Genomic DNA, 12,882 nt, shown 5'->3' on the forward strand with positions numbered 1-12,882 from the left:
CCGGACCTCGTCGGCGCAGTGCCGCGGGCACAAAAAATGGCGGAGGCGCATGCCTCCGCCATTTCTGTGGGGTCCGGGCTTTACGCACCGAAGCCCTTGAAGCGCTGGTTGAACTTCTCGACGCGGCCGGCCGAGTCCATGATGCGCTGCTTGCCCGTGTAGAAGGGGTGCGAGGCGCTCGAGATCTCGACGTCGATGACGGGGTAGGTCTCACCGTCGAGCTCGATGGTCTTGTCGCTGGTCAGCGTGGAGCGGGTGAGGAACGTCTCTCCCGACGCGAGGTCGCGGAAAACGATGGCGTTGTACTCCGGGTGGATGTCGGTCTTCATGAGTGTTCCTTCGGTTGCCTTGATGAGGGCGTGTAGCAGCACGCCCCGAGGTCTTGGGGTGGATGGCGCTGACGCACCAAGGATCTACTTTATCACGAGAATCGCGCGGCGGAGGCTGAGACGTGGTGTTCCGCGCGGCATCGGCTGGGCCACGGTGTTTCCCGCGGCGACGGCCCGCGGAGTCCACCGCGGCGGTCTCGTGGGTGGTCGGCGGCGGCTACGGCCGTGCGATGGCGGCGTAGCGGCTGTTCGCGACCATGAGGTCGAACGGCATGCCGAAGGTCGCCTCGAGGTTCTCGGCCGTGAGTGTCTCGGCGATGGGACCCGCGGCCTCGACACGCCCGTCGCGCAGCATGAGCACGTGCGTGAATCCGGGAGGGATCTCCTCGACGTGGTGCGTGACGATGATCATCGCGGGCGAGTAGGGCGACTGCGCGAAGCCCGAGAGCATCTGCAGGAGGCGCTCGCGCGCGCCGAGATCGAGGCTGGCGCTCGGCTCGTCGAGCAGCAGCAGCTCGGGGTCCGTCATGACGGCGCGGGCGATGAGCGCGCGCTTCCGCTCGCCGTCGCTGAGCGTTCCGTACGCCTGCTCGGCGAGTTCGGTGAGATCCCACTCCGCGATGATCCGATCGGCCTGTCGCACGTCGATGTCGTCGTAGTGCTCGTTCCAGCGGCCCTCGACCGAGCGCGCGGCGGTGAGCACCAGATCCCTCACCTTCTCGGAGGGCGGGATGCGGCGCCCCGTCGCCGACGACACGAAGCCGATGCGGCTGCGCAGTTCGAACACGTCGACCCTGCCGAGGCGGTGGTCGAGCACGTCGACGGTGCCCGAGGTCGGGAAGTCGTTCGCCGTGGCGAGCTTCATGAGGGTCGTCTTGCCCGCGCCGTTGGGGCCGAGGATCACCCACCGCTCCGAGTCGTCGACCGACCAGTCGACGCCGTCGAGGATGGGGCGACCGTTGCGCACGTAGGAGACATCGGAGAGTCGCAGCACGTTGACCATGTGCTCCAGCCTAACGAGACGCGCCGCGACCGCGGTCGCGGCGCGCTGGTGAGGGATCGACTGACGCACGACCGGCCGCGCCGGCTCCTAGACTGGGAGCATGACCGTCTCCCCCCTCGTCGTGCTCGACTGCGATTCCACCACCATCCAGGACGAGGTGATCGAGCTCCTCGCCGACGCCGCAGGGACCCGCGAGCGGGTGGCCGAGGTGACCGAGCGTGCGATGCGCGGGGAGCTCGACTTCGCGGAGAGTCTCGCGGAGCGCGTGGCGACGCTGGCCGGAACGCCCGAGACCGTCTTCGCCGAGGCCTATGGGCGCGTGCGCCTCTCCCCCGGCATCCGCGAACTCATCGCCGCGGTGCACGGGCGCGGGGGGAAGGTCGGTGTGGTCTCCGGCGGCTTCCATGAGGTGCTCGACCCGATCGCCGATGATCTCGGGCTCGACTTCTGGCGGGCGAACCGCCTGGAGGTCGCGGACGGCGCGCTCACCGGGCGCACCGTCGGCCCCGTCATCGACGGGGAGGCGAAGGCAGAGGCGCTGCGCGAGTGGGCCGAGGCGGCGGGGATCCCTCTCGCCGCGACCGTCGCGATCGGCGACGGCGCGAACGACCTGCGCATGATGTCGGTCGCCGGGCTCGGAGTCGGGTACAACGCGAAGCCCATCGTGCGGGAGCAGGCCGACGTGTCGATCGAGGGCGATCTCGCGCTCGCGATCCCGCTGCTGGATCGCCTGGGCTGATCGCGCCCGTGCCGGCCGAGTCGCCGCCGGCAGCGACCCGGCGTCGGCGCTGCCCGCGGCCGGGCGCCTACCGCGCTGAGCGTCTACCGCTCTGCTCCGCACCCCTCTACGGCACTGGTTCAGAGGACGTGACGAACCTCACGGCCCTTCGTGAGCCTACGCGTGCTGCCCGGCGCGCAGTCTCGCTCGCAGTCTCAGCCGCGGTGGCCGGCGCTCCCGCATCCGCAGTCGGTCCGGTCGGTCTGGTCTGCCCTGCAGGCCAGTCGGGCCCGGCACGGCATGCTCCCCCGTTCATAGCGCCAAGCGGGCGGTCGACGTATTCGCGTCCCGTCGGGCTGCGCCATCGGAGTGCTCCGCCCGATTCCTGGGAGACTCGCCACTCGGCGTGGTGCTTCAGCACGTGGTGTCCGCGACACAGGTGCGCGAGGTTGTCGGTGGCGGTCGACCCTCCATGCGCGGCGTCGACGGTGTGGTCGAGGTCGCAGCGCGACACGGGCACACGGCACCCCGGGAAGCGGCAGTGCCGGTCGCGGGTGCCGAGCAGGCGGCGCATCCGCTCGCTCGGGCGGTACCGATCCACCGACAGCACGTTCCCCGTCGCGGGATCGAGTACGACCTCGTCCCACTGCTCGGCTTCCGACGAGACACACCGGGCGGTCGCGCCGTCCATCGGGCCGAATCCCGCGAGTTCGGCGTCGGCGCCGGCGTCGAACACCGCTCCATCCGCCGAAGTCCGTGGCGACTGCTCGGCCCGACTCGCCTGTCCCGACACGATGATCTGCACGTTCGCACGCACCGACTCCCCCGTGCTGCCCGCGAACAGCGAGAACTCGTCGGCCGAGAGCAGGAGGTCGGCGAAGGCGTCGGCGCGCAGCTGATCGCGGGTGCGAGCGGGAGGGGTCTCGGCCGCGTTCGCAGTCTCCCGAGCGGGCTCCCGCGCGGGCTCCCGGCCCCGCTGCGCTTCCGGCTCACGTGTCGCCTGCGCGTTCGGTGCCGCATGATCCTCGTTCTCGGACCCGCCCCGCGCCGGGACCCTCCGCTCCCCTCGTTCGGCCGCGCGTGCGATTCGGGTGAGTCGGTCGTAGATCGCGTGCGCCTCGAGCGCGGGCAGTCGGGCGAAGAGTTCGGCCATGCCGTCCTCGCCGTCGACGATGCATACGCGACGCTCGACGACCGCCTCGCGATGCCGCTCGTCGAGCGAGCGCTCGGCCCACCGTTCGGCGAGCCGTCGCGCGATCGGCCGCAGCCGGCCGGGCGTCTCGCGCACCGCGACCTCCAGTATCTCTCCCTCGTACCCCGCCCGCCTGCGGCGCAACTCGGGCGAATCGCCCGCGCCGATCACAAGGCCGGCGGTCGCGATGACACGAGCGTGCGCGTAGGAGATCTCCGTGCGGTCGAGGGCCGCGAGCGTCGCGGCGTACTGGTGCGAGAGGCGGTGCGCGAGATCCATCTGCCGCTCCGCCTCGTACTCGCTGATGTTGAAGGCGGCCGCGAGCTCGGCGCGCAACGAACGATATGCGAGCTCGGTAGCGGTACCGGAGCCCGAGGGGGCACCCGGGCCGGAGGCGGCACCGGAGCCTGCAGCCGCACCGGACCGCGAGGCCGCCGCCGAGCCGCCCGCAGGGGCCCCGACCGTCTGGTCCATCGCCGTCGCGATGAGCATGATCCGCGCGGCGTCGGAGGCGCGCTGCTGAGACTCGATCCGTTCGAGCCACCCGAGCACTTCCTCGAGCGGATGCGCCTCCGAAACCGCGCCAGCAGCACCCGCCCCCGGAGCCCCGGAGCGGGTGTCGAAGGTGCGGCTGGTGGTCATGCCCCTATGGAAACACGGACCTCCGACATTCTCGGTTCGACGAGGCGCGCACCCGGATCGGATCGCCCAGGGCCGGTGCCGCGGCCGGGTCTCGACAGGGATCCCTCACCGACCGGCACCGCCGCCCCCGAAAAATCACCGCCACCGCTCGGCGCCGTCGGGGATCCCTCGCCCGCGCTTCAGCAGAACCGCGAGGATCGCGACGCCGAGCACTGCGAAGACCACGCCCGCGACGGTCCAGCTCAGGGCAGGATCGGTGGGAGGCAGGAGCTGGGAGAAGTTCGTGCCCAGGTGCATGCCGCCGTGCACGCCCACGGCGGCCCAGAGCGATCGCGTCCAGACGAGCAGCGCGGTCGCGAAGAGGCTGAAGCCGAAGGGCATCACGAGGAAGAGGAAGCGATCGCCGAGCGTCTGCTGCCACCCGTTCGACACGAGGTGGATGATCGTGAACGACAGCGTGGCGACCGCGACCGCGAGCACGGGTCGAGACCGCATCGCCGAGAGCAGCATGCCGCGGAACAGCAGCTCCTCGGGAAACCCCTGCACGAGGAAGGCCGGGATCAGCATCATCAGGAGCACCATGAGGAACGGCCCCTGCTCCGCGACCTGCTCGGGCGACGGCGCGGGCCCCGTGCTCGGCAGCACCGCCGCGGTTCCGAGCACCACGCCCATCGCCGCGAGCGTCGCGAGCAGCAGCCAGAGCGCCGAACTCGGGGTGAAACGCAGCCCGATGTCGGCGAGCCTGCGCCGCTCGACGAACCTCACCCACAGCCAGGCGAGCAGCACCGCGGTGCCCCACATGACCGATCCGAGGCAGGCGTAGATTCCGAGCGTGGCCCACGAGAGCTCGGATCCCAGCTCCCGGAGCCCGGGCACGGCGCTCAGCACAGCGGTGAACGGAACGACGGCGAGGTTCGCGACGACCAGTATCGCGATCGCCGCGAGGGATCGGAGCCCGATGCCGAGCGGCCCTGCGCCGAGGCGCGGGGCGGGCGAGGGCACGGAGACGGGCTCAGGGCCGGGTGAGGGTGAGGCGCTGGGTGCGGTGTCTGATGTCATGTCCTCACGCTACGATCCGCCCTGCGCAGCGGGACCGAACCGCGGTCACGGAAGTGATGACCGCGGTCACTGCGTGCCGCAGCGGGCGCAGCCTAGCATTGAGGTGTGCGCCGGGGACTCGACAAGCGGAGACTGCTGCTCGACTGCCTGATGGCGGTCGCGGCGGTCGGACCGCTGCTCGCCGGTTTCCTCTCGCTCGGCCGCATGCCCGATTGGGCATCGGCTCTGCTGCCGGCGTCCGTGGTCGGCTGCGTGCTGCTCTGGTGGCCGACCCGCCGCGCGCACCGCCCGCGACCGCTCGTCGGGGTCTCCTTCGCCTGCTTCGCGACGACGGCCTCGTTTCTCGCGAACGGCACCCTCGGTCTCGGCATGCTCTGGCTGGCCGCGCTCGTCGTGGCGAGATGCCTCGGCGGCGTCGCTGTCGCGGTCTACGCGGCGATCGTGGTCGGCATCGGCTCGGGTGTGCATGTCATCCTCGGTACGCCGCCGGCGCAGATCGTCGTCGAGGCGCTCGGGGTTGTCATGTTCGTGCTGATCGGGGGCCTGTTCGCGGTGCTGCTGCACACGGGCGAGACGGCCGAGCGCGAGCTGCAGCGCGCGAACGCGGAGCTGCGCGACCACGCCGGCAGTGAGCGCGAACTGGTGCTGGCGCAGGAGCGCGCGCGAACGGCCCACGGTCTGCACGACGGGCTGGGGCATCGACTCACGGCGATCGGCTTCTCGCTGGAGTTCGCGGAGCGGGCGAGGGATCGCGACCCCGATCGCGCGTGGGAGGAGGTCGAGCGGGCGCGGCTCACGGCGGGCGACGCACTGCGCGATATGCGCCGTCTGGTGCGTGCCATGCATCCGCTCGATGCGCTGCGGCTCGACGAGGGCGATCCCCTCGCGGCGATCGCCGACGGGTTCCGCTCGAGCGGTGTGGCGATCGGGCTCGACGTCGAGGGTCCGCTCGCGGAGCTGCCGCGGGAGCAGATGCTGCTGCTCGTGCGCTTCGTGCAGGAGGGGCTCACGAACGTCGTGCGGCACGCCGAGGCGGAGCGGGTCGAGATCCTCGTGCGGGTCGGCTCGGACCGGGTGGAGGCCACGATCGCGGACGACGGCGGAGGCCGAGGGATCCGCGACGGCGGCGAAGGCATCCGCAGCAGCAACAGCAGCAACAGCAGCAACAGCAGCAACAGCAACAACAGCAACAACGAAGAGATCCGCGATGGTGATGAAGGGATCCCCGACGAGAGCACCCCGGAACTCGCCGAGGGCTTCGGCCTGCGATCCCTCAGGGAACGCAGCGAGGCGCTGGGCGGGACGTTCGACTGCGTGCCGGACGCGACCGGCTTCCGGCTGCGGGTCGTGCTGCCCGTACGACCCGTGCCATCTCCGTTGTCACCGCCTCATCCGCACCGGCCCCATCAGCAGCCCCGAACGAGCCGGGTCGGCTCGTGAACCCGGTCTCGACACCGGTCCGGGTGCTGATCGTGGACGACCAGGAGATCCTGCGGCGCGGCCTGCGGATGCTGCTCGAGCTGGAGCCCGACATCGAGGTCGTGGGAGAGGCGGAGGACGGCAGGCGCGCGCTCGCGGCGATGCCGGAGTCGTCTCCGGACGTCGTGCTCGTCGACGCCAGGATGCCCGTGCTCGACGGGATCGGCTTCACCGAGCGGTGCGCTCGCGATCACCCGGAGGCGAGGGTGCTCGCGCTCACGACGTTCGACGACACCGAGCTGGTGCGGGCCATGCTCGACGCCGGCGCCGCCGGCTTCCTGCTCAAGGACGTGTCAACCTCGGGCCTCCGCGAGGCGATCCTGCAGGTGATGCGGGGCGGCACGGTCGTCGACCCGCGGGTGGTCCGCACCGTCATCGACCGACCCGCGGGCGACGGTCTGACCCCGACGGAGCGCGCCGTCGCCGGGCTCGTCGCCGAGGGCTGCAGCAATCGCGTGATCGCGGAGCGCCTGCACCTCGCCCACGGCACGGTCAAGAACACGGTCTCGGCGCTGCTGCGCAAGTTCGGGGTGAGGGATCGCACCGCGCTCGCGCTGCACCTCGCGCGGGAGCAACGGCCCGGCGAGAAGCGGGGCGGGTGAAGCCCTGGTCTGCAGCCCCGGTCAGCCGCCCCTAGTGCCCCATTCCGAGGCCGCCGTCGACGGGGATCACGGCGCCCGAGATGTAGGCGGCGTCGTCGCCCGCGAGGAACGAGGCGGCGCCCGCGATCTCGGCGACCTGGCCGAAGCGGTTCGCGGGGATGTTCGAGAGGTACTGCTTCTGCTGCTCCTCGGGCAGGGCGGCGGTCATGTCGGTCTCGATGAAGCCGGGGGCGATGACGTTCGCGGTGATGTTGCGGGCGCCGAGCTCGCGGGTGAGGGATCGGGCGAAGCCGACGAGCGCCGCCTTCGACGAGGAGTAGTTGATCTGGCCGGGCGAACCGTAGAGGCCGACGACCGAGGAGATGAGGATGACGCGCCCGAAACGCCCCTTGAGCAGCCCCTTGGCTGCGCGCTTGACGACGCGGAAGGTGCCGGTGAGGTTCGTGTCGATGACGCTCGTGAACTCCTCCTCGGTCATGCGCAGCAGCAGCGTGTCCTTCGTGATGCCGGCGTTCGCGACGACCACCTCGACGGCGCCGAGCTGCGCCTCGATCTCGGCGAACGCGGCATCGATGGAGGCGGCGTCGGTCATGTCGGCGCGCACCGTCAACGATCCCTCGGGGCCCTCGCCCGAACGGGCGGTCACGGCGACCCGGTGGCCGTCGGCGTTCATGCGCTCGGCGATGGCGTAGCCGATGCCGCGGTTGCCTCCGGTCACGAGTACGGTGCGCGAGGTGGTCATGAGGGATCCCTTCCGTTCAGACAGCCCGTTCAGACAGCTGTGCACCAGCCTAGACCGCGTAGGCTTGTGGGGTACGGAGTTGGGAGCGCATGTCGAAGAGCTATAGCGTGACGTCTGCCGGGGTGAACCCGGAGGAGGATCGCGCGCACCGCATGCGCATGTACTTCATCGCGATGAGCCTGCGCGTGCTGTGCGTGGTGTCGCTGTTCTGGGTGCGCGGCTGGTGGGTCCTGCTCGTCGCCGCCGGCGCGGTGTTCCTCCCCTGGTTCGCGGTGATGGTGGGCAACGCCGTCGCCCACGGCGGCGGCGAGGCACCCGACGCGCCCGAGCCGCTGCAGCTCTCGGCGCCCGAGCGGCCGGAGGAGCGGGGCGAGGGATCGCTCCCGTCCGACGCGGTGATCGTGGTCGATGTCGAGCCGGCCAGACGCGGGGGCGAGGGATCGGCTGCAGGCGGCGTCGGTCCTGCCGATGACGGCGATGCACGGCCGACCTCGGGCCCGAGCGAACGCGGCGAGGGTTCCGCATGAGCGGCGTCGTGCTGCCCGACCTCGGTTTCGGGGGCGAGACGGCCCGGCGCTTCGAGTGCTCACGCGCGGGCTGCCGGGCGGAGGCCGAACGGGCGATCCTCTGGCGCAACCCGCGGCTCCACACGGCCGACCGCCGCAAGACCTGGCTCGCGTGCGCGGAGCACCTCGACGTGCTGCGCGACTTCCTCGCGGCCCGCGACTTCCCGCTCGAGGTGCGGGAGGTGGAGGAACTCGATGACTGAGACGCGCCCCGAAGACACGCGGATCGGCTGGCGCTTCCTCCACTCGGCGCGCTGGATCGGCTACTTCGCCATGCTGCTGGTGTTCGCGATCGCCTGCGTGCTCCTCGGCAACTGGCAGTTCGATCGCCGCGCCGAGGCGCGGGCCGAGATCGCGAGGATCGACGCGAACTACGATGCCGAGGCCGTGCCGCTCGAGGCCGAGCTTCCGCGGCCCGACCGCTTCGACGAGGACGCGCAGAAGTGGCGCGTCGTCTCGGTGACCGGCGAGTACGTGGGCGACCCCGTCCTCGCCCGCAACCGCCCGGGCCCCGACGGCGTGGGGTCCGACCTCATCCAGGCCCTGCTCACCGAGGACGGCCGCGTCTTCTTCGTCGACCGCGGCTGGGTGCCCGTCGACGGAGCATCGGCGGGCGACACGGATCCCTCGTCGCTGCCGCAGCCGCCCGAGGGCGAGGTGCGCGTCGAGGCGCGCCTCCGCGCCTCGGAACCGCCCATCGCCGGTCGCACAGCGTCAGACCGCACCGTCGCGAGCATCGAGCTCGACGAGCTGGCGAGGCTCACGGGCGCCGACGAGGCGCACGCGGGTGCCTACACCGGCGCCTACGGCATGCTCGTCTCCGAGACGCCCGCGGGCGAGCACGGCGTGCTCCCCGCGAAACCGGCGCGCGACGAGGGGCCCCATCTCTCCTACGCCCTGCAGTGGTACGTGTTCATCCTGATCGCGTGCATCGGGGTCGCGTACGCGGCCCGCAGGGAGTACCGGGGCCTGAACGCCGGGAGCGAGACCGTCGAGAAGCAGGATCGCCGCAGCGCCGAGCGCAGGCGCCGCCGCGGCCCCAGCGACGCCGAGGAAGAGGATGCACTGCTCGATGCCTGAACACGCCACGGACCGCTCCCGCGCGCTCCGCCGCCTGCTCCTGCTCCGCCGCTTGTTCCCGCTCCGGAGAGGCGCGCGCCGCCTCCTGACGGCCGCCGCCGCGCTCCTCGCGGGCTCGGCGCTGCTGAGCGGCTGCGCCTCGCCGCCCGACCCCACCGTGGCGCGCGAATCGCTCGAGAACGTCACGGAGGATCCCTCGCAGCCGGAGGCCGCCGAGGAGTACGACGCCGAGCTGCACCCCGAGCCGATCGTCGAACCCGTCGACTGCTCCCCCTACCTCGTGATCACCGTGCGCGGCACGGGCGAGCCGCACAAGGGCCAGCTGCTCTCCCCCGTCGCCCGCAAGATCTCCAAGGCGCGCCCCGACCAGGTCGAGATCCTCGACCTCGACTACCCGGCCGACACCGACATCAAGGAGGGCGGGACCGAGGGCGTGCGCATGCTCATCGACACGCTCAACGTGCAGGCGGAGGCGTGCGAGGAGCAGCGCTTCGTGCTGCTCGGCTACTCGCAGGGCGCGCTCATCATTGGCGACGCCCTCAGCAGCGCCGACGCTCGCATCATCGGCGCGACCGTGGGCGCGGTCGGCGAGGAGGCCGCGGAGCGGGTGCTCGCGATCGTGTTCTACGGCGACCCGCGCTTCGTCGGCTCCGAGCCCTTCAACGCGGGCGACTTCGACCCGGCGCTCGGCGGGCTCCTCCCCCGGCCAGAGGCCGCGCTCGCACCGTTCGCCGATCGCATCAGCGACTACTGCGTCGCCCGCGACTTCATCTGCCAGAGCAACCTCGACCTGCAGCAGGGCGTCGAACTCGACGAGGAGGGCCACGTCGAGTACTTCGACAACGGCATGCAGGACGAGGGCGCCGAGTTCGCGATCGCCCGCCTCGACCCGCCCGTCCCCGACCGGGGCGGACGCGACGACCCCGACGCGGACGCCACCGCTGATTGAGCGCCCCCTCCTCCGCCGGTTGAGCGAGGCGAAGCGAGCGCTGTGCTGAGCGAGGAGCGACGCGACGAGTCGAAGTATCGAAACCGAGGCCCCGCCCGCCCGCGCTACGCCAGCTCGATGAGCTCCAGGTACTCCTTCGACCAGTGATCCTCGGTCGCCTCGGGCATGATGAGCACGCGCTCGGGGTTCAGCGCCTCGACCGCGCCCGGATCGTGCGAGACGAGGATCACGGCGCCCTTGAAGTGCGCGAGCGCGTCCAGGATCTCCTCGCGGCTCGCCGGGTCCAGGTTGTTCGTCGGCTCGTCGAGCAGCAGCACGTTCGCGCTCGACACGACGAGCATCGCGAGCGCGAGGCGCGTCTTCTCGCCGCCCGAGAGCACACCGGCAGGCTTGTGCACGTCGTCGCCCGTGAAGAGGAAGGAGCCGAGCACCTTGCGCGCCTCGGTCTCGGTGAGGTGCTGCGACACGGAGATCATGTTCTGCAGCACACTGGCCTTGACGTCGAGCGTCTCGTGCTCCTGGGCGTAGTAGCCGACCTTCAGGCCGTGGCCCGCGATGATCTCGCCGGTGTCGGGTTCGTCGACCTGCGCGAGCAGGCGCAGCAGCGTGGTCTTGCCCGCGCCGTTGAGGCCGAGCACGACGACCTTGGAGCCGCGGTCGACGGCCAGGTCGACTCCGGCGAAGATCTCGAGGGATCCGAACGACTTCGACAAGCCCTGCGCCATGATGGGCGTCTTGCCGCACGGGGCGGGATCGGGGAAACGCAGCTTCGCGACCCGGTCGACCTGCCGCACCTCCTCGAGGCCCGAGAGCATCTTCTCGGCTCGCGCCACCATCTGGTGCGCAGCCGCCGCCTTCGACGCCTTGGCTCCGAACTTCGCAGCCTGATCCTTGAGCGCGGAGGCCTTCTTCTCGACGTTCGCGCGCTCCTTGCGGCGGCGCTCCTCGTCGGCGGCGCGCTGGCGCTGGTAGAGCTTCCAGTTCATGTTGTAGACGTCGATGACCTGGCGGTTGGCGTCGAGGTAGAAGACGCGGTTCACCGTCTCGCCGACGAGGTCGATGTCGTGGGAGATGATGATGCAGCCGCCGCGGTAGCTCTTCAGGAACTCGCGCAGCCACACGATCGAGTCGGCGTCGAGGTGGTTGGTCGGCTCGTCGAGGATCATCGTGTCGGCGTCGGAGAACAGGATGCGCGCGAGCTCGATACGGCGGCGCTGGCCGCCCGAGAGCGTCTTCAGCGGCTGGTCGAGCACGCGATCGGGCAGGCCGAGGTTGCTCGAGATGGTCGCGGCCTCCGACTCGGCCGCGTAGCCCCCGAGCGCCTGGAAGCGGTCGGTGAGGTTGCCGAAGCGCTTCATCGCCTTCTCGGCGACGACGGGGTCCTCGGAGGCCATGTCCTCCGTGGCCTTCGCGATGTTCTGCTGCAGCGTGCCGAGGCCGCGCGCGTCGAGGATGCGGTGGCGGGCGATCTGCTCGGGATCCCCCGTGCGGGGATCCTGCGGAAGGAAGCCCAGCTCCCCCGTGACCGAGATCGATCCCTCGGCCGGCTGGAGCTCGCCGGAGAGCGTGCGCGTGAGCGTCGTCTTGCCGGCGCCGTTGCGGCCCACGAGCCCGATCTTGTCGCCCGGGTTCACCCGGAAGCTCACCTCGGACATGAGACGCCTGGCCCCGACGTCGATCGCGAGGTCTTCGACGATGATCATGGTGAACAGCTCCTTGCGCGTGCGGCGATGCCGGAATGGGCAACCGCACTAGTCTACCGACCGGGGCTCGGAGCTCGCCCCGAGGCCGCCGTCTAGCTAGCCGGCCGTCCCGAGCGCAGCCTCGTCGGCCCAGAGCACGGTCTCGGCGGTGCCGGAGAGCAGTCCGGCGGGCGTCGGACGGCCCGCGACCACGTCGCCCACCGCATTGCGCTTGCCCTCGCCCGCGGCGAGCAGCCACACCCGGTGCGCCCGGTTGATCGTCGGGAGCGTGAGCGAGACGCGCTCCGGCGGGGGCTTCGGCGACTCCCGCACGGCGACCGCGGCGGGTGCCTCGGCGCCGACGAGCTCGACCTCGGGGCGGCCCGGGAAGAGCGATGCGACGTGCCCGTCGGGGCCGACGCCGTTGATCGCGACGTCGATGCGGTCGATCCCCGCGACGAGCCGCGCGTACTCCTCGGCGGCCTCGTCGAGCGAGAGGTCGCCGCCCGCCGCGCCGACCCGGTGCACGAGCGAGGGGTCGACCCCGACGGCCGCGAACAGCGTGTCGTCGGCGAGGCGGTCATTGCGCTCGGGGTCGCCGGCCGGCAGCCAGCGCTCGTCGCCCCAGAGGAAGCGCACGCGCGACCAGTCGACGGCATCGCGGTCGGGGTGCGCCGCGAGCGCGGCGAGCGAGGCCGCTCCCCCGCTGCCGCCGGTGAGGACGATGCACGGCACCGCTCCCTCGGACTGCCGGTCCCGCACGATGCCGATCAGCTCGGCCGCGAGCTCGACGCAGAGCGCATCGAGGTCGGGGGCTGCGACGGTGCGCATCGGGCCCG

General features: G+C 71.4%; 14 protein-coding genes. 7 read left to right on the forward strand and 7 right to left on the reverse strand.

Annotated features, from left to right (window positions below):
- Positions 1 to 80: 80 nt before the first annotated feature.
- Both J4H91_RS05145 and J4H91_RS05150 read right to left on the reverse strand, forming a co-directional pair.
- Positions 81 to 329, reverse strand: coding sequence for a type B 50S ribosomal protein L31 (locus J4H91_RS05145; protein WP_208045187.1), 249 nt, complete (start codon positions 327 to 329; stop codon positions 81 to 83).
- Positions 330 to 546: 217 nt separating this feature from the next.
- Complete coding sequence (locus J4H91_RS05150; protein WP_208045188.1) at positions 547 to 1,332, reverse strand: ABC transporter ATP-binding protein; 786 nt, start codon at positions 1,330 to 1,332, stop codon at positions 547 to 549.
- 100 nt (positions 1,333 to 1,432) lie between these two features.
- On the opposite strand from J4H91_RS05150, the gene serB reads away from it, so the two are divergent.
- A complete protein-coding gene (gene serB, locus J4H91_RS05155) occupies positions 1,433 to 2,071 on the forward strand; it encodes a phosphoserine phosphatase SerB (RefSeq protein ID WP_208045189.1) in 639 nt (212 codons plus the stop codon).
- Positions 2,072 to 2,177: 106 nt separating this feature from the next.
- On the opposite strand, the gene J4H91_RS05160 is transcribed toward serB, so the two are convergent.
- Positions 2,178 to 3,884 (reverse strand): HNH endonuclease signature motif containing protein, encoded by a 1,707-nt coding sequence (locus J4H91_RS05160; protein WP_208045190.1) that lies wholly within the window; start codon positions 3,882 to 3,884, stop codon positions 2,178 to 2,180.
- A gap of 135 nt (positions 3,885 to 4,019) precedes the next feature.
- Positions 4,020 to 4,943 carry a CPBP family intramembrane glutamic endopeptidase gene (locus J4H91_RS05165; RefSeq protein WP_208045191.1) on the reverse strand — a complete coding sequence of 308 codons (924 nt, stop codon included), beginning with the start codon at positions 4,941 to 4,943 and terminating at the stop codon, positions 4,020 to 4,022.
- A 105-nt stretch (positions 4,944 to 5,048) separates the two neighbouring features.
- Here J4H91_RS05165 and J4H91_RS05170 point away from each other — a divergent pair, with 105 nt between their 5' ends.
- Together J4H91_RS05170 and J4H91_RS05175 are read left to right on the forward strand one after the other, a co-directional pair.
- Positions 5,049 to 6,383: a histidine kinase gene (locus J4H91_RS05170; RefSeq protein ID WP_208045192.1), complete on the forward strand. Its 1,335-nt coding sequence runs from the start codon at positions 5,049 to 5,051 to the stop codon at positions 6,381 to 6,383.
- Positions 6,380 to 7,024, forward strand: coding sequence for a response regulator transcription factor (locus J4H91_RS05175; RefSeq protein WP_341783446.1), 645 nt, complete (start codon positions 6,380 to 6,382; stop codon positions 7,022 to 7,024). The genes J4H91_RS05170 and J4H91_RS05175 overlap by 4 nt, the downstream gene beginning before the upstream one ends.
- 31 nt (positions 7,025 to 7,055) lie before the next feature.
- Here J4H91_RS05175 and fabG read toward each other — a convergent pair whose 3' ends face one another.
- Positions 7,056 to 7,766 (reverse strand): 3-oxoacyl-ACP reductase FabG, encoded by a 711-nt coding sequence (gene fabG, locus J4H91_RS05180; RefSeq protein WP_208045193.1) that lies wholly within the window; start codon positions 7,764 to 7,766, stop codon positions 7,056 to 7,058.
- An 89-nt stretch (positions 7,767 to 7,855) separates the two neighbouring features.
- Between fabG and J4H91_RS05185 the strand changes: the two genes are divergently transcribed.
- The 4 genes from J4H91_RS05185 to J4H91_RS05200 are packed head-to-tail and all read left to right on the forward strand — an operon-like array spanning position 7,856 to position 10,361.
- Positions 7,856 to 8,293, forward strand: a complete 438-nt coding sequence (locus J4H91_RS05185) for a DUF3099 domain-containing protein (RefSeq protein WP_208045194.1) — start codon at positions 7,856 to 7,858, stop codon at positions 8,291 to 8,293.
- Positions 8,290 to 8,535, forward strand: a complete 246-nt coding sequence (locus J4H91_RS05190; protein WP_208045195.1) for a hypothetical protein — start codon at positions 8,290 to 8,292, stop codon at positions 8,533 to 8,535. Before J4H91_RS05185 ends, J4H91_RS05190 begins: the two co-directional genes overlap by 4 nt.
- Positions 8,528 to 9,412: an SURF1 family cytochrome oxidase biogenesis protein gene (locus J4H91_RS05195; RefSeq protein WP_208045196.1), complete on the forward strand. Its 885-nt coding sequence runs from the start codon at positions 8,528 to 8,530 to the stop codon at positions 9,410 to 9,412. Before J4H91_RS05190 ends, J4H91_RS05195 begins: the two co-directional genes overlap by 8 nt.
- Positions 9,405 to 10,361 carry a cutinase family protein gene (locus tag J4H91_RS05200; RefSeq protein WP_208045197.1) on the forward strand — a complete coding sequence of 319 codons (957 nt, stop codon included), beginning with the start codon at positions 9,405 to 9,407 and terminating at the stop codon, positions 10,359 to 10,361. Before J4H91_RS05195 ends, J4H91_RS05200 begins: the two co-directional genes overlap by 8 nt.
- A 104-nt stretch (positions 10,362 to 10,465) precedes the next feature.
- Here J4H91_RS05200 and J4H91_RS05205 read toward each other — a convergent pair whose 3' ends face one another.
- A complete protein-coding gene (locus tag J4H91_RS05205; RefSeq protein WP_208045198.1) occupies positions 10,466 to 12,064 on the reverse strand; it encodes an ABC-F family ATP-binding cassette domain-containing protein in 1,599 nt (532 codons plus the stop codon).
- Positions 12,065 to 12,160: 96 nt separating this feature from the next.
- Positions 12,161 to 12,874: a 6-phosphogluconolactonase gene (pgl, locus tag J4H91_RS05210; protein WP_208045199.1), complete on the reverse strand. Its 714-nt coding sequence runs from the start codon at positions 12,872 to 12,874 to the stop codon at positions 12,161 to 12,163.
- Positions 12,875 to 12,882: the final 8 nt, after the last annotated feature.

It is taken from the genome of Leucobacter ruminantium (genome assembly GCF_017565705.1).
Classification (GTDB): Bacteria; Actinomycetota; Actinomycetes; order Actinomycetales; family Microbacteriaceae; genus Leucobacter; species Leucobacter ruminantium.